Origin of the sequence: Pseudoalteromonas sp. McH1-42, assembly GCF_022347845.1 — a bacterium.
GTDB lineage: Bacteria > Pseudomonadota > Gammaproteobacteria > Enterobacterales > Alteromonadaceae > Pseudoalteromonas > Pseudoalteromonas rubra_D.
Genome location: NZ_JAKRFU010000030.1, coordinates 1 through 17,900, shown reverse-complemented (window position 1 = coordinate 17,900; position 17,900 = coordinate 1). Strand labels below are relative to the sequence as shown.

At 46.8% G+C, this 17,900-nt stretch carries 12 protein-coding genes and 1 riboswitch; of the genes, 5 read left to right on the top strand and 7 right to left on the bottom strand.

Translation table 11 applies throughout. From position 1 onward, the window contains the following. Positions 1-128: 128 nt before the first annotated feature. Together MHN31_RS21240 and MHN31_RS21235 are read left to right on the top strand one after the other, a co-directional pair. Positions 129-644 (top strand): glutathione peroxidase, encoded by a 516-nt coding sequence (locus tag MHN31_RS21240; RefSeq protein ID WP_125564019.1) that lies wholly within the window; start codon positions 129-131, stop codon positions 642-644. Next, positions 610-1,587 carry a 2-hydroxyacid dehydrogenase gene (locus MHN31_RS21235; protein WP_125564017.1) on the top strand — a complete coding sequence of 326 codons (978 nt, stop codon included), beginning with the start codon at positions 610-612 and terminating at the stop codon, positions 1,585-1,587. The genes MHN31_RS21240 and MHN31_RS21235 overlap by 35 nt, the downstream gene beginning before the upstream one ends. Positions 1,588-1,659: 72 nt before the next feature. On the opposite strand, the gene rdrB is transcribed toward MHN31_RS21235, so the two are convergent. The 7 genes from rdrB to nhaD form a co-directional block, all read right to left on the bottom strand. Continuing rightward, positions 1,660-4,224, bottom strand: a complete 2,565-nt coding sequence (rdrB, locus tag MHN31_RS21230; protein ID WP_239445261.1) for an antiviral RADAR system adenosine deaminase RdrB — start codon at positions 4,222-4,224, stop codon at positions 1,660-1,662. Next, complete coding sequence (gene rdrA, locus MHN31_RS21225) at positions 4,208-7,021, bottom strand: antiviral RADAR system adenosine triphosphatase RdrA (RefSeq protein ID WP_239445260.1); 2,814 nt, start codon at positions 7,019-7,021, stop codon at positions 4,208-4,210. Before rdrA ends, rdrB begins: the two co-directional genes overlap by 17 nt. Positions 7,022-7,023: 2 nt before the next feature. After that, positions 7,024-7,812, bottom strand: a complete 789-nt coding sequence (locus MHN31_RS21220; protein WP_239445259.1) for a hypothetical protein — start codon at positions 7,810-7,812, stop codon at positions 7,024-7,026. Between the two features lie 240 nt (positions 7,813-8,052). After that, entirely contained in the window at positions 8,053-9,378 is a 1,326-nt protein-coding gene (locus tag MHN31_RS21215) for a sodium-dependent transporter (protein WP_239445258.1), read from the bottom strand. Positions 9,379-9,561: 183 nt separating this feature from the next. After that, positions 9,562-10,092, bottom strand: coding sequence for a DUF924 family protein (locus MHN31_RS21210; RefSeq protein WP_239445257.1), 531 nt, complete (start codon positions 10,090-10,092; stop codon positions 9,562-9,564). A 90-nt stretch (positions 10,093-10,182) separates the two neighbouring features. Beyond that, positions 10,183-11,529, bottom strand: coding sequence for a lysine-sensitive aspartokinase 3 (gene lysC, locus MHN31_RS21205; protein WP_239445256.1), 1,347 nt, complete (start codon positions 11,527-11,529; stop codon positions 10,183-10,185). Between the two features lie 84 nt (positions 11,530-11,613). Next, positions 11,614-11,787, bottom strand: a riboswitch (Lysine riboswitch). A 117-nt stretch (positions 11,788-11,904) separates the two neighbouring features. After that, positions 11,905-13,152, bottom strand: a complete 1,248-nt coding sequence (gene nhaD / locus MHN31_RS21200; protein ID WP_125564005.1) for a sodium:proton antiporter NhaD — start codon at positions 13,150-13,152, stop codon at positions 11,905-11,907. Between the two features lie 157 nt (positions 13,153-13,309). On the opposite strand from nhaD, the gene MHN31_RS21195 reads away from it, so the two are divergent. Genes MHN31_RS21195 through MHN31_RS21185 form a run of 3 tightly spaced genes read left to right on the top strand, consistent with a single transcriptional unit; the run spans position 13,310 to position 17,900 of the window. Then, positions 13,310-14,566 (top strand): hypothetical protein, encoded by a 1,257-nt coding sequence (locus MHN31_RS21195; RefSeq protein WP_239445255.1) that lies wholly within the window; start codon positions 13,310-13,312, stop codon positions 14,564-14,566. Between the two features lie 8 nt (positions 14,567-14,574). Next, positions 14,575-15,126 (top strand): hypothetical protein, encoded by a 552-nt coding sequence (locus MHN31_RS21190; RefSeq protein WP_125564001.1) that lies wholly within the window; start codon positions 14,575-14,577, stop codon positions 15,124-15,126. After that, the gene (locus MHN31_RS21185) at positions 15,123-17,900 is read left to right on the top strand and encodes an ATPase (protein ID WP_239445254.1); all 2,778 of its coding nucleotides are present in this window, start codon (positions 15,123-15,125) and stop codon (positions 17,898-17,900) included. Before MHN31_RS21190 ends, MHN31_RS21185 begins: the two co-directional genes overlap by 4 nt.

Below are 17,900 nucleotides of genomic sequence, written 5' to 3'. Positions count from 1 at the left end.
TTGTCCTATTTGGCTGTTAAGCTAGAAAGATGGAGTTGTTATACCTGAGCCATCTAGCCATGGCAAATGAAAAATACCAGCTATGAATCAAGTGATTAAAAAGAAAAAACATCAAGGAGCCTGACAGGATGGAGAACATTTATCGTTTCAGCGTGAAACTACTTAACGGCGAGACGCTGGCACTCAGATCCTTACAAGGCAGACCCGTGTTGATCGTCAACATTGCCAGTAAATGTAGCTTTGCACCGCAGCTGAGCGCATTAGAAAAGTTATACAAAAAGTACCACCCTATGGGATTAGAGATTATTGCCTTTCCCTGCCACCAGTTTGGCCGCAATGAGCCACTGGAAAACGAAATGCTAAGGGAGTTTTACCAGTCGCACTTCAATCTGAGCTTTCACATTTCAGAAAAAATACTGGTGAACGGTCCGGATGCTCACCCACTCTTTAATTACCTCAAGGTAAATACACGGGGGATCGCGCAAAACCGCGCTATTAAATGGAATTTTACTAAGTTTTTAGTAAACTCAGAGGGCGTTTTATTGTCCCGCTATGCGCCCAGGACAAAGCCCGAAACCTTAAAATCGATTATAGAGAGTCAAGTGTCCAATGAGAGTCGCCCTATTCAGTTCGCAAAAGTATGAGCTGCCATTTTTTGAGCATGCACTTACCCAGTTTCCTGATATTGAGTTTGAATTTTTTGAGCAAGCACTAAACGACAAGACTGTTGCACTGGCGCAGGGGTTCGATGCCATCTGCGTGTTTGTGAACGATCAGGTTGATGCCAATGTGTTAGCCGAACTGGCTGAGTTAGGTGTTCAAAGTATTGCACTACGCTGTGCAGGCTTTAACAATGTCGACATAGAGGCAGCGCACGCCTTGGGGATCAAAGTAGTACGTGTCCCTGCTTACAGTCCTGAAGCCGTAGCCGAGCATTGTATTGCCCTGATGCTGACACTGAGCCGTAAAACCCATAAAGCCTACAACCGGGTACGTGAAGATAATTTTGACCTCAACGGCTTACTGGGTTTTAACCTACACAACAAAACCGTCGGTATCATCGGCTGTGGTAAAATTGGTCAGGCTCTGGTGGCCATTCTCAACGGCTTTGGCGCGCATGTGCTGGTCTACGACCCAAATATCGGGGAAGGCTCTTATACGCAAGTATCATTAGATATGTTGCTTGAGCAAAGCGACATCATTACCCTGCATTGCCCACTCACAGATGCCACGCATCACATGATCGATGACGCTGCGTTTGACAAAATGAAGCAAGGTGTAATGCTGATCAATACCAGCCGCGGTGCTCTGGTAGACAGCAAGGCCTGCATCCGAGCGCTGAAATCCAGAAAGCTCGGCTACCTTGGCCTGGATGTGTATGAGCAGGAATCTGAACTGTTCTTTAAAAACCGCAGTGATGAAGTGATTCAGGACGATGTTTTTATGCGCCTGGCCAGCTTTCAGAATGTGCTCATTACCGGACACCAGGGGTTTTTCACCAAAGAAGCCTTAACCGAAATCGCCCACACCACAGTGACTAACCTAAACGCCATTCGCACTGGGCAGACGCTGGAAAATCAGGTTTGATTATTTCATTCTTCACCACACCAGCTCTTCTGCGCAGTTAAATAGAGTTGGTGTGGTGATAATAAAACAGCGTTACGTCAGCGCTGTTTTGTCAGCCTCACTGAACCAGTCCAGGTGATTTTGTCTGAACAGCTCCAAACCTCTTTGCCTTATTCGCTCTACCCAGTCTTCGGCAACCATTGCACCTACCTCATAATCATGTACCGCGACCTGCTCAAGGATCCGGTGCTCGTTGTCTATGGTAGTTGGCATAAGTGCCGCGTCATCAGTATTGACGCAAACTGCTACCGGGCCTTTTCGTAACCCAAACTGATTAAATTTTTCTCCCTTTTTTAACCAGTTTTTATTCGGTGGATCCCAACGATAGATGGGGTGTTCTTTGTAATGCTCAAACCGGCCAATAAAGATGTTAGACGTTGGACAGGCTTCGATGACGATACCTAAAGCGGCATAGTGTTCCATCTGCCAATCCTGAATGGCTTCATAGAGCGTCAGTTCTGCCGCAGACACGGAGTCAAAGTACCGCCCATGACTAAAGCCAAAGGTTTGTGCACTTTGCTGAGCGGAACAGTCTACGCTTAACAGCGTACCTCTTCTTTGACTAAATTCAGGGTCTCGGTTTGCAAACAGATACTTCTCCCAAAGCTTTATATGTTTTGTATGGCCTGTCACTTTTGATTGTGCACCAAAGTCCATAACCCAGCCGCTCAATCTCGGGTCAAACTGTCCAACTTCAGGTAATTTAAGCGCCTGCTGCGTATCTGATTTGAGAATGATGGGACAATTGCGCCTGAGCAACCAGGCATCGTATAAACGCTTGGGTGGTTGGGCTTCGCCATACAGGAACTCGCTCCAATAGTGGATTTTCTCCTGCAACAGAGGCAACACACCGACCATCTCAGGTACAGATTGAATGACCGACAGGGCCTTTTGATGGCACCAGACTAAGTTATCTAAATGCTCACCCACGGACAGATAGGCCCTGTCTTGCCTGCAGGCCCACTTTTTAGGACAAACCCCCATGGCCAGTGCATGACCTAATCGGTCGCCCACACCATAATCACAAAATACGACTGCTTCATCTATTGCTCGCATACCAGATAAAAGATGACTAAAGTCCTCGCCAGCATGGACTGTAATAAATGGTTTAGGTAAGCGATTAAACTTCACACCCTGAGTTGGATATTTACTATCACGCAGCACCCGCAGTGCTGGCGCAAAAACTTCCACCGGTAACTCGTTTTCATTTCCAGCCACGTCATAACCACGGATAGCTTTGCGCAGATCCAGGTATGCAAACTTCGCAAGCCCTGATATCGTCTCACACTCTTGCTCAGAAAAGGTAACCGAATGCGTAAAGTCCTGTAATAGTTCCGTCTGCTGCCTGAGGGCATGGCGGCGCGCTTCCTGAAGTTTGTCTTCTCGGCTGCCCGAACGCGTAAAGTGCAACACAAAGTGCGTATTTTCGGCAAACGAGTTCAGATACAACTGCTTTAGCGAGGCAAAAAATGCATCGGGCTTTATTTTTTGATTTTTCCCTTTTAGTAAAGTGTTGGGTGTTGTCCTGAACTCTCGCATCACCCCCTTATCCAGGTCAGCTTCGAGTGATTCATTCACAACACCAGCGCCAAGCGTATGGCTTTCGCCTCGCTGATGTCGAGCGCCAAATCTAGACACCTCAACAAACTGAGATAAACCGACTCCCGACACCAACATATAATTTCGCAAAATATTTGTCAGACGCGCGAGCAAAAGCAAAGATCCTGACTCGATGCGTGACTCCACCAGAAGTCCAGTTAAGTACAACAACCAGCGCTTTGCCGAGGGTTGAGACTCACAAGTGGCTTTGGCAATAAATTGCTGTGGCGCTGTCTCTGCTTCGTAACACTTAATCGCATCCAGCGTTTTGTGCTCAAACTTATCGCCCGATGTTGTGTTGTCACGATACTGAATGGTTTTGTCGTTGGTAAATACACCATGAGCGAGCGCGTCGCCAATCAGGCAGCACTGAGTAGCAATATCTTGTTTATTTAAGTAACCACTTTCATACACAGTGTATTCAGGTCTGACAGGCCAGTGAAACTTGTTTTTAATTTCAGCGCCATACAGGCAAAAGCTCAGTAAGCTTGGGCCAAGATAACCATGCCCACCCAGATGCACGTGATTGTCAGCAAACGACTTACTCATTCGCCTTGGCAGTGCAAATGGGCACTGAAATGACTCAATACAATGCGCTAATTCAGACACCGAGAACTCAAAATTGACGTGCAGATCCGCATAGGCCTGGGCAATGACCCAGCTGCCGTCAAGCAACGACAGTAAAGCTAGCCAGTCACTCAAGCGTTGCGGTTTTACAACAAAACAGTTGCCCTGCCAGTCCAGATACTCGTTTGCCAATGACGACAACAAAGGTCGTAGCGTGGTATTGCCGTTTGATAATTGATACAAACTTATCATCGCCTGTACATCATCTGTACGCAGCTTACGATGCACATAAGGCTGGTAATCGAGGATTGCCTGAGTAAGCAATTCAATATCGTGAACACGTGACTTTACCGGCAATATATCTGGCAACACCAACCTGTCGGAGGATAAAAACGCCGCCAGCACCGCTGTGCTATCAGTGACTTTTATCATCGCCCAGATCCAGCCTTAAAATTGCTTTGATAAGGTTTTGTAATTTTTCGTCTAACTGTTCAAAGTCCTTTGAAAATAAGAAGCCATTGTAGAGTTTATTTAGATGTTGTTTGGCGCTAATAAGTGTACTTAGTAACTGCTCTTTTACCTTAGCCGGTTTATTACGCATATTGAGTGCAGATTCGAGCGAGTCATATATTTTATCTTCTGATTTAACGCGTCCATCAATAATATATAAAAGTAGCCAGCTAAGTGAACTAATTAAGTTGAGCCTGATACCGTCATTGGTAAAATACCCTCCTAATTGCTCCAAAGAATCGTGTAGCGGCTTAGATAATGCTTTAGATGTTTCTTGAAGTGTCACTTTTTCAGTGAGATTTGAAACGTTGAGCAACTTCGGGCTCTTTGGCTTCACCCTGTCACCAAGCGCAAGTCTTGGCTGAACACTCCCCTCTTTATCAAAAAGACAAAGCGCAAATATTGGGTGAACCGCCACAGCATCATGTAATGCTTTGATCAGCTCAACTTGTGCCACTTTGCTCTTTTGTGAGGCTTTTGCAGTACTGAGCTCCTCGTCAAGTAATTTAAGGTTGCGCTGATAGGCGCGTTCATAGTTGATGATATTTTGCTCTGTGCGAACGGTTTGTGATTTTGCACCGACCAGTACATTCGCATAAACCGCTTCACCTGCGATACCGCATCGGATCAGTGCGTTTAGCACATTGTATTTAAAGCGAAGTACCATGTCGGTCAGGTGTTCATCGTTAAAACGATTAACACTATAGTTGGCCTTTATCACATTGATTGCGGTGAATGCACTGTTAAAGCAGTAGGACAAAAGGGGAAGCATACGTGCACCTGCAAACTTCTCGAACAGCGCACTGTGCTCTGCCCTCCAGTGCTGAATTTCTTCACATAGGATCAGGGCGCTCATATGGCGCTGACTATTGGACTCATAAACGTCCTCATCCATATCCGCCTCTCCCTGTAAAGCAATCTTAGTGTCGGTCAGTGCGGGCAAGCTATAGAAAGGTTTTCTTAATAAAACCTGGTAAACGTCTGACAACAAAGCTGGTGCGTCTTTTTCAGTCAGTATAGAGTAAGTCAGCAGCTCGAAAGAGCGGCTGAAAAAAACAAACTTGTAACTATTTCTAAGCTGCGAGTAAAAGCCTGACTCCGTATAAACATCAAGTAAAACGTCTTCGACGTAACACCGTCCGCTTAGCTTCCATCCATTGTCCTTTGCGGCCTTTAATAACGGCTCACTACTCACTGGAATAACATCGGATTTTTCACGCGCTACATCTCCCGTAACGTACAGTTTTTCAAGCAAAAACTCCAGCGGAGGCATGGCTTTTAAGCTCCTGCGCTCCCCACTCACGGTTGCGCCAAGTGCCGCCTGCAATAAGCTTGCGTTATTAATTTTCTCCCCGCCCTGTTTTGCCAGTTCCTTTAACCTGTTTTCTTGTTCTTCCAGCACATGGTACTTTGCCCAGGGGTAAAGATTCGCATCTGTTTGTTGCACCAGATTAAATGCCAGAATTTTGCGAATATCAAAGACCGTTTCGCTGTCGTGTAGTAACGACAAAGCAGACTCGGCAAAGACCAGGGCTTCGCCGTTTTTCTTCTGCATGGCCCAGTTTTTAAAATTGTTGTACAGCACAATCTGGTTGCTGATATCAGCATCCTTTTCAGACTGCTCAAGTGATGTTGGCGGCAAAGAGCGAACCAGCTGAGTTAGCTCCCGGGCCGACTCAGGCATGGTCCAGTTCCTCCTGGCATCACGGTTGCGACAAAGAAAGTAAAACTGATTGAGCACGCTTTCCTGATAATCCAGATATGAAATGCTGAGCGCACTGTCTGGTCCATATTTGAGCTGCATTTTATTGAGCAGGCGCTCCACCGAGAACAGATTAATTCGCATTGGCGAAGGAAAGACCTTGGTCAGATAAGCCATAGTTAAATGTTCACTCAGCTCCTTGCCTTTGTCCGTCAGCTTTGTGTCCTGGCAGCGATTGTCATAGGCTTTGTCATCAAAGTGCTTCTGAGTCATATGCTCATACAGCTTAATTTCACCACTAACTATCGGGATCAAATAAGGGCAGCCCAGAAAACGCCTAACGTCGTCAACCACTTCAAAAGCCCGCTCCATTGCCATATCTACATCGTCGATTGAAACCACAATGGCCTTACAGCCTAATATTTTTATGGCTGATTCAACAAACAAGTGAAAGTAGCTTTCCAGCTGAATACCCGAGCTATATTTCAGGATTTTGTCTATCCCGATTGCGCCGTTAAATTCACAGGTTTTACCCATCGCATCTGCCAGCTTTTTTAATCGGCGGTGGAAGTCATCGCGATCATTTCGGGATTGCTCATCGCAGCAATTAGAGCGTTCAAGTTTGTTGTTAACTGCCTGATATATTTGCGCCACGATGACATTTGCAAAGGAGTCTTGTGCCATCAACATGGTTGGGTCTATCACGTCAAGAAACAACAGAGCGTCTTTCTTATCACTGTTTTCACTACGCCACATTGCTTCGCAATTGCGCAAAAACACCGTTTTTCCTGAGCCCCTCGGGCTGGTAACCAGAATTGCATTGTGCGATAACCAGGTTTCCCTTGGGTTAACTGCCCTGCCTCTTCCATACTGCTCTGCGTCATTTAAAATCGCGGTTAAGTTACTAACCAACTGTTGCCTGGCATATACCTGCCAAAGCTCTCCACTGCCAGTTGACGAACTAAAATCATCATTGAATTCAGCCCGGTTTAAATCAAACACATAACCTTCACTCATTACTACTTCCTTAACCCTTTAATGATATTAAATGCGCTGTCATGGACTTTGTAATGATCCCCCATGATCTCTTTATCCAGTCGCGCTACATTGTCTTTTTCCAGTTGGAATAAACTCGCAAACGCGTCTGCCTGCACGCGCTCCAGCTCAAACCTGCCACAGTTAAAGCTCGCTATTTCATACTCTCGCCGCAATCGTTTAAGGTTATGAATCATGATTTGATTTCGCGTCGTTGCAGAGGTATATCCGAACAGCCGATTAACCATATAAGTGCCAACATAAACAATCACATTTATTATTCCTGCGACCGCGACCATTTGCTGTGTAAAGCAAAATAGGAACAATGACAAAAACAAAACAACTTGCAAAAAAGGTAAGGTATGAAGCAAGTTCTCTTTACGATATGCAAATTTAGGGTTGTATCTTGGGCCTAAAATTATTGCTAAGCAAAGATGGCGCAGGTGCAACTTTTGACGTGTACACACTATCAATGCGACGAGAAATACAGGCAGGCCTAACACAATGGCCATATTGAGATCATAACCATCATGGAGTGTCTGTATCGCAAACAGGTTGAGCTTTGGGAATGCCGCATTCAGCCCAAAATAGCTCAAAAATACAAAAGCAAGAATGGCCGAGTTTGCACTGATAGTGCGGGTCAACTTGCTAAGTTTTTGATATTTGAGATATGCGGGCTGATAAATGTTGTTGATAAACCAGTTAATTTCACTAATCACCGGATCCTGAGGGCTTTTTGGGGGAAGCCTCCCGCTGACTACACAGTTTTCCATCTTATCCTTGTTCCTATGAATACACATCAATTTGATAAACAAGATTCATCAAATTGATACATTAACGTCACAAGATATACAGATTGAAGCGGCTTAGCAACTAATCGCGATCAAAGTTGCATTTGTTTCTAGCGTGCGGTTGAATTGGTCATTACTCGATTGAATAAAACACTAACCCTATGTGTTTAAATACAAAAAAGCCCGGCAATACCGGGCTATTCAGAGCTCAATTTGCCACTGTTACTTAAAGAACGCTACATTAGCAAAGACGGCAGTCATCAGCACCGGGCAAACAAAGCGCACATACTGGGCAAACCAGTACATTTTTCCACTGCACTCCAGAGCAAGCTGGTTACCACGACGCCATATCCAACCGACAGTAATAAAGTAGAACAGGCCCATCAATGGCAGCTGATATTGGGTGAATACCTGTATGACCAGACCAAATAACCAATCAAAATTCATGATAATGGTGCCTGAACAGACGAACAGCACCAGAGTCACCATCCAGGTTGCCTGTGAGCGTTTAAAGCCATGGTTTTCGACCAAAAATGACACCGGAATTTCGGTGGATGAAATGGTTGAAGTCAGCGACGCTATCGACATCAGCACAAAGAAAGTCAACCCGACGAATAAACCAATCTCGCCCATGGTCGCAAATAACTCTGGCAGAATCGCAAAGATAAGCCGACCTTCGCCAACCAGTTTACCATTTTGGAAAACTTCAACCCCGTTGTTCTGAGCGATAAACAAAGCCGGGATGATCAATAGCCCAGCCAGAAATGCTACGCCAGTATCCAGCATCGCCACACTAAATGTGAGTTTTGGCAGGTTTTCGTTTGGTTTCAGATAAGAGCCATAAATCATCATGCAGCCAACGCCCAGAGACAGAGAGAAAAACGCCTGCCCCATCGCTGCAATGATTAATTCAGGATCACCAATTTTGCTAAAGTCTGGCACTAGGTAGGCTTTGAAACCCGCGGCAGCGCCCTCTAACGTGCCCATGTAAGCAATCAAGGCAACAAGCAACAGCAGCAATAGCGGCATTAAACGGCGAGACCAGGCCTCAATACCGGATTTCACCCCTTGCAAAATAATCGCAGCGGTCAACAGCAGCATCAAAGGGGTAAAGATAAAGTTCCGTAAGGTTGAATCGCCCGACAAAAATTGACTGGCGGCATCCCAGCCAGTCAAACGTGCGAGCGGCTCAAGAGAATGCGCCAACATCCAGCCAGCAACAATAGAATAGAAACTGAGCATAACAATGGCACCGGCAAGACCGATGTAACCTGCAGACGCACCGATTTTAGGCTGCCTTTCCTGCCACGCCTGCTTGAGCGCTTTCACCGGGTTGGCTTGCGCCTGATGACCCAGATACAACTCCGTATACAAAGCAGGCAATGCCAGTAAGAATATGACGATAAAGTAGACCAGCAAAAACGCGCCACCACCGTGGTTCGCTGCCTGAGTGGGAAATCCCCAAATATTACCAAGTCCGACTGCCGCACCGGCTGCCGCTAACACAAAGCCCAGACGGCTTTGAAAACCTTCACGCACTTGAGCCATAATCGAATGCCAAGTTAATTATTGTTGTAGACTGGCGATTATACGCACTTGTAAACAAATTGCGAGTGTCAGTTCGGGCAAATCGGAACAGCCAACAGTGACAAGGGGTTATGCCCCCAGAACAGAGCTGGCCTGTCGGCCTTAACCTGGTACAGCAAGCTCGAAAGCACAGCTCAGCAAAGCTTAAAAACTCGAACCAGGGGTTTTCAAAAAAGCCAATTCTTCAACGCTCGACTCACGCCCTAAAATGGCATTGCGATGGGGGTAACGGCCAAACTGTTCAATGATTTTTTTATGCGCCAGCTCAAACTCATAGTTTGGTAATGATTTAAACAAGGCATCCGCCTGCTGATGTACGCTCAGACTTTCACTGTGCATGTAGGGTAAATACAAAAAGGTGCGCTGGGTTTTCTCTAGTTGCTGATCAAACCCTTTTTCAACGGCGTGCTGGGCTAAACACAAAGCCAGCGGATCACTGGCAAACGCTGCCGGCGTGTCGCGGAACATATTGCGCGAAAACTGATCGAGTACAATGATTTCACACAGCGCCCCCACCGCAGTCTTTCGCCATTCAGCCAATTCCCCGGCCACAGCCTGCTGGTGTATGTGGGCAAACCGCGTCGTGATTTTATTGTCGAACTGTATCGACTTTTGCCACCAATCCTGTTCCTGACATTCGACAAACCAGAACTGATAAATTTCCTGATATTCCATGGACACACCTGTGAGTAATTGATTTCGGTATCAGAGCGAGTATTACCCGCTCGTGATAAAGTGTCCAGTCTGACTTGCCAGACCCCTGAATTATGCCGCTTCCAGTAATCGGCTGTGGATCGCCTGCACGACTGCATCCGATTCCGTTTGCTCAACCAAAAAGCACAGATTATGGCGACTTGCACCGTGACAGATCAGGCGAATATTAAAATCTGCCAGTACCTGCATCAGACTCGCTTCACCATGACGCAGCTGGATCTCAGAGCCTATCATAGCCACCAGTGTCAAATTGTTTTCGACACTGACCTGACAAAACTCTCCCAGCTCATCCAGGCAAGCCTGCGCCAGCTCGGGGCGTGCGGCATTTGGCGCATTGTCCAGCGTCAATGCGACGCTAATCTCAGAAGTGGTTACCAAATCAACCGAAATATTATATGCACTCAGAATGGTGAATATACGTGCCAGAAAACCACTTGCAAGTAGCATTTCCGGGCTCTTCAGTGTTAAGAGGATCTGGTTCTTACGTTGTGTAACTGCACGGATCCCAGGTTCCGAGCGGTTGTTCTTTTCAATCCAGGTCCCACCAGCATGCGGGTCTTTACTTGAGCCCACAAACACTGATATTCCGCTGCGGCTGGCAGGTAATATCGTTGCAGGATGTAGCACTTTAGCACCAAAGGTTGCCATTTCTGCGGCTTCATCAAAGCTCAACCGGGCAATTGGCTGCGCTTTTTGGCACAAACGCGGATCTGTACTGAAGATACCTACGACATCCGTCCAGATATGTACACTGCGTGCTGCAATTGCCTCAGCCAGTAGCGCCGCACTGTAATCAGATCCGCCACGTCCCAACGTGGTGGTTTGTCCCTGATTATCACTGCCTATGAACCCTTGCGTGACCACCACTTGCTCCTGCAATAAGGGGATTAAATGAGCCTCGGCGGCTTCACGTGTTGCGTCAATATCTGGCACTGCCTTACCAAACTGGCGGTCCGTTTTAAGCACCTGTCGCACATCAAATCGGCTGCAGGCGACCCCTAAATCTCTCAGTACCTGAGTAAACAGATAAGATGAAAAGCGCTCTCCAAAACTCAGCATTTCGTCACACTGCTGTGCATCCAGCGCAGGTAATTGAGCAAGTGCGTGAAAGGCATTCCGTGTTGCATTAAACCCCGCTTCCAGATCAGCATCGAGCGTTAGACGTGCCAGAATACTCTGTTGAATATCCATAACAGACTGAAACAGTGCCTGGCGTGCCTCTGCGTCGACTTTTTGCTGCGTCAGAGTTACCAGGTGATTCGTCACACCGGCGCTCGCGCTCACGGCCACAACACGCACATTCGGATCATCGTGGACTATCGTGGCGCATCGCTGCATGGCTTCGAAGTTTGCAACACTGGTGCCACCAAATTTAGCAACGACATACTGGGAATTCATTTTATCTCCTTGGGATCACACTGGGCGATCAACATCAATAAGGAGAACTTGGCAATAGGATGGACTAACCATAAAGAAATGACCTCTGCCAGAAGCTCTCCACCTGAAAACGGTGACAGTCCCGAGGATTCAACCTCAAGGACCGAAAAATCACGCTGACGCAACCTGACTTTTCTCGGCGAGTACTTCCCTCACTGATGGTCACGGGTAATCGTCACCTCACATCAGCTACCTAAGCATCGCGCCTCTTCTGTTTATTTTGCCAGGGTTTAACTGAATCCTGGCAAAATAAAAGCCCGCATTTTAAGCGGGCTTGAAAAAGGTATCTTTTAGACGTCTAGGTGTCAAGCACAAAATTGCCCCTGTCACCAAAGTTTAAATAAATTGCCCCATAAAATAGGCGCCCGCATAGCCCGCCGTATAGGCAATTAACAAGTACAGGCTCATTCTTAAGTAGCTAGTAAAAGTTAGTGCTTTTACTTTACTCATGGCAATGATCCCCGCGGCAGAGCCGATAATCAGCATGGAGCCACCGACACCCGTTGCATAAGTAAAAGTCAGCCACTGCTGAGGGCTCATGACAATGTCCGCCTTTAACAACGCAGCCGTCAGAGGTACGTTATCTACCGCAGCACTCATCAGGCCAACGAGGTAACTGGCATACTGAGGATCAATGAATTCATACAACTGGGTAAACATATTCAGGACACCCACCTCTTTCAGTGCCCCAACCAGCAACAATACACCGACGAAAAACAGCAAAGTGTCGTACTCTATCTCACGAATATAATCGATGATCTTTTTGTTGACGTCTTTCTTGCGCATCAGAAACTGCGCCATCAAAAACATCACTGACAGGCCACACAGGAAAGTCAGCATAGGTGGGACTTGATATTGCACGCTCAGGTACAGCGTGGTGAGTACGGTAGTCATAAAGATAACGGCAATCGTGATGTCCGTTTTCTCTATCCGACGCAGCGCTTGCTTTTCGAATACCAGTTGATCTTTCATGCCAATGGACAACAGCGTAGCCAGCAGCAACACACTGACAATCGAAGGCGCAACCAGCAGCAGGAGATCGGGAATGGTGACCTTGCCAGCCAGGAAAATCATCAGTGTCGTGACATCACCGGTGATGAGCGATACACCGCCTGAGTTAACACTAAAGATGATCAGTGTGGCATACTTAATCAGCTTTTTCGGGTCGAGTTTGAGTGACATGACCACAGCGAGCGAAATAAGTGTCGCAGTAATGTTGTCAGAAATCGAAGAAAACAAGAAAGCAAAACCGCCAACCAGGAACATCATTTTACGTTCGCTGATCTGAGTTGGCATCACACGATGCACAATGTTTTGTATAAAACCTTTGGAATTAAGGTAAGCAACAAAGGTCATCGCAGCCATCAGGAATAACCACAATGTGGCGATTTCCAGAATGTTGTGATCGAGCCGATGTTGTATAGTTTCTGAGCTTTCGCCATGGATCGGAGAGATAAATAGGATAATCCAACATAAAGTGCCAAAAAAAAGGGTCGTTTTGGCCTTGTTTACATGGATAATATCCTCTATAACGATAAGCACAAAAGCGACCGCTATCAGGGTTAGGATAATGGGCGTGACCATATGCGTAAACAACCTGTAATTAAAAGTAAAAATTGTGAAGAGTAACGTAATCGGCGCGGAGTCTAACACTTAGCAGCACACTGTGCCATGAGTAGTTACACATTATGACAATTTTCTTACCTGATACCGTCACAAAATTGATACACACTGGAAAGCTATGATCCCAGCCAAAAAAGTATTAAATACGCTGAATGAACACTGGGGCGTCCTGGAGCTGCTTTTTAAACGCTTTAAGATGGCCGATTTCAGCCTAAAAGATGTGCAAAACATCATCAAATTGAAAAACCCAAACTGGTCAAGTGAACGTATTTATAGAGAAACCAATCGGTTACTAAACCAGGAAATAATTATTCCTCTGGCCAAATCATCGCAACTCGAAATTAACCGAGCCGTGGCCGACTTCGCTAGTTTTTTATTACAGGAAGAACACCTTGGCCTGGCTGAAGAAATCACAGTATTAGTTAAAGATCTGCAACGACTGGGAGAACGCTTGGCCCAGGCAGGCGATGAAGGTGATCACAGTGAGCTGCGTCGTTTTAGTCGTATTATGGATGAGCGCGTGCGCAAAATCGTCAAGCTGTATCATCATAATGAAAGCGCCATCATGAACCTGGTGGAACAGGCCAAATCAGATCAAGGTAATCTGTCTTTGCAAAAACGCTATCGCGCCGTGATTGAAGCATTTGATGAATATATCGAGCCAATGCTGGAAATGGTCGATATCCACGGGCCCTTCCAAGCCTGCTTTACGACTATAGAGCATCAGATCAGTGAACAGATCGCGCAAATCGAACAACTTGGCCGTGGTGCACAGGACAAACGAATGCTCGAGCAATTGCGTACCCGGATCCTCGATATGCACCTGATCGGGCGTGAGAGCTTAGGTAAAAGTGCCGATATGCTGATGCCACTGCGCGAAGAACTCAGACGCAACACACTCATTACCCGCCAGGCGGCAAAAGTCCTAGGCTTGGTCCGTAAAAATGGCGTTGATCGTATGCTCAGCCCGGTGCAGCCCTACTTTGTCTCAGACATACAGCGTTTCAGCCTGGGTCAGCAACGTCATATGGTGGCTTATATGGCCAGCCTTAGCGAGTTCGAACACGAGGAATATCAATTGCCGGATCAGCAGGATGTGCCTGCATATCAAAGCCCCAATATTCCGGATTATTCGGACGTGCGTAAATCGTTTAAAGGGTCCGGTAAAAAGCGTACCGCCTTGCTTAGCTTTTTGAGTGATCAATATCCGGCACTGGAAGCGGATGAAATGCTGTTCCTGTACCAAAAGCTGATCAGCGATCCAGAACTCGATATCGCCCAAGACGAGCAACAACAGACAATGCAAATCGCCAATACCCGCATTCGACTTTATCCGTTCAGTGCAACGGACAAGCAATCAGATAACCAGAATTAGTACATACCATGACACACATTAATTTAGACGAACTCAGTCAGTTACAGGCGATCAATAAGAAATTGGTCAGTGGCTATCATATCAGCGAGCAGGACACGACACAGTGGCAAGAGTTGGATCAACACATAGAGTCGTATCAGGCACTGTTCAGCGCCCTTGGCCACGACCTACAACACGACAGTCGTGGCTTCTATTATCTGGCCAGCGATGAAAGCACACCTAACATGGGGAAGATCTCCCGTGCCATTGCCCTGACTGTCTTTATCCTGATCGAGCACTTTGCCAACCAAGGTAAAGACCCGCTACGTGCTTTGTTTGACGAAGTACTGGATTTAGAGCTAATGCAGACTCTGGTTCAACTTAATAAACATCTGTTTGATCAGCTTGAGATTTTCTCAGGGTCCGATCTTCGCAAAGACGTGTGCCTGCGTATGGTTCGCCTGGGCCTGGCTCGCGAAGTAGAGCAAGGTTTCTCGCTGCTGGCACCGATATATCGCTATATCGACGCGTTGATGGAAGTGAACGAAGATAACTACGACACACTTGAGGAAGAAGTATGAACAAGCTGTATGGTCTCAGTAAACTCGCCCTGCTCAACACCGCAGGCTATGCCAAGTGTGTGATCCCGCTGAATAAAAGTGCCTCTATCTGTGCCCCAAACAACACAGGTAAGAGTTCAGTGATCAATGCGCTGCAATTCCCGCTTATCAATGATTTACGCCTGACCGAGTGGGATGGTCACGACCTGGAAGAAACCCGCAAGTTCTACTTTTCAAGTGATCAGTCTTACATTCTGCTAGAAGCGAATCTGCCTCATGGCGACGTCGTCATCGGCGTTGCGGGGTTAGGCAAAATCGCCGGTTATGCGCACCAGTTCTTTTGCTATAACGGCAAACTCAACTTGGATGACTTTACCCAGGGAAAAAGCATCATTAAATACACCAAGTTGTTTAATCACTTGCAGGAAAAAGGCTTTAAGCCCGTTGAGCTTAAAGCGGCCGAACTGAATGCCTTGCTGACGGGTGGAGCAACGCCGTACGATGGTGACATCAACCTCAAGATGATCCCGCTGAACAACGTCCAGGATGCCGCGGTATACAAAGAGATCTTCCGCCGAATTCTGAACCTGCATAAACTGGGTGCCCATGATGTCAAACGCTTTATGCTCAAAGTCTTTGAGCGTCATATGTCCAACTCCAAAGTCGACTTTTATGAAGTGTGGCGCCGTGCGTTTGATAAAGTAAACCGCTCTCGCCGTGAGCTCAATGCCCTGGAGTCCATGCAGGAACCCATTGCCGCGCTGGAGCAAATGATTGAGGGCGAAGCGACCCTCAAAGGCAAACTTGCCGCCTACGCACCTAAGCTCGATAAAGCCATAGTGGAGTTCGATGAGTATCAGCAGAGCCAGATTAGCGAACTCAATGATCAACTTGAGAATATTGAGCAGGAAAAACGCGAGTTTGAAGAAAAACAGCAGCTCTATGTGCAACAGTCGCGTGATATTGAGCGAAAGCAAACACAGATAGAACAATGGTTTACTGACTACCACGCGCTCAAATCTGAGTTCGAGCTCACCAACCATGCAACGCTAAAAACCAACCTGACGCTACTGAAAAAAGAGTACGAACAGCTGTCGTTCTCGATAAACAGTGCACAAGGCCAGAGCCTCCACACACTGGACTACCGTATTGGCGAAACGCAAAAGCAAGTCAAGAGTCTGAAACTTCAGTTGAAAAACCTCGAATTCAACCTCTTTACCCGCATGCGTGAAGACCTGTCACTGAAAGAAGTAGAAGAGATCTCTCGGATTCTGAACCCAGATATTTTGTCTTTTGCCACTACAGGGAAAGGCGAAGTAGAGATCAGTGATGACGACGCTTTTGGCGACTTCCTTGCGCAATTATCTGCGGCAGTCAAAGGCGGTGAACTTAAGCTGCCCGGTGCCACCATTAAGCTTAAAAAGCTGGCGCCGGTGCAAATGCAAAGCGGCGAAAACAAAACCCAGCTACAGGCGCAGCTGGACGCACTGCAACAGTCACTGCTAGAACTTAAACAACAGCGCGAAGTATCTGCCAATGTGGCCGAAAAACAACAAGAGCGTGATGCACTCTACGATGAACTAATGGCCACCGAAGCGGCATTAAAGCGCTTTGAGCAATTTCAGACCATGGCACAGTCGGCTGAAGCACAGCAGGCATTACAGGAACAGCTACAAGCTGAGCGCGAGCAGGTAGACGATTATTTACAGGATGTGCAACGTAATGCCGGGTCAATTTCAGATCGCCGCTCTATTATCAAGAGCAAGCAAGATCTGATCCTGCGCCAGGCGGATCGCCTGAAGCAAGTAAAGTCTGAACGCATCGATCATTCGCTTGACTTATATAGTGGCAAACAAACACCTTACCCGATTGAGATTAAGCTGGACTTCGACAACCTGGCCGAAGTGATCCATCAATTTAACAAAGACTGTCAGGAACTACGTAACCTGGATGTCAATGTGCGCAATACTTACCTGCACATCTACAACGCCGGTATTACTAAGTTCGACAACGAGACAGACGATGCGACCAAATACGCTAAGCTCATCAGCGCCTATCACAACATAGATAATGAGCGTGATGCAGTTGAACGTCAGGCCCGGGTAGCACTCACTGAAGTCGCCGCAACCATCAAAGGTCTGCGTGAAGACTTAGATCGCCTGCGCCGGGAAATGAACAGCTTTAATAAAGGGATCAGTCAGCATCGCATCTCAAACCTCAAGGCATTTAAGATCAACGTGATCCCAAGAAAGATGCTAGTTGAGAGTATAGATACCATCATCGCAACATCCGACTTATACGAACAGGGTGAAAGCTTTGACTTACTCAGCGAGCAACCCGCCGACAGCAATGCAGTCAACGAAGCCAAAGATCACATTATCAAGCTAGCCAGCGACAAAGCTGGTCTGACACTCACCGATCTATTTGATATTCGCTTTGAAGTGGTAAACCGCGCTGGCGATACGGAGCATTTTGACAAAATTGACTCTGCCGGCTCAAATGGTACTCGGATCACCATTAAACTCCTGTGCGGTATGTTGTTTATCCGTTACTTACTGTCGGATCAGGAGCAGGCAATGTATCGCATTCCCATCTATATTGATGAAGCAGCCGATATTGACCCGCAGAACCAAAAGGCGATCATCGAAACCGCCCTCAGCTTTGGCTTTGTGCCAATTTTCGCCTCGGTTAAACCGCAAATAAGCTGTGATTATCTGGTGCCGATCCGCAGCGTCAATCAGGGCAGCCAGAACTGGGTTGACGAAAAAGACTGGATCGAAGTCGAACACAATTAA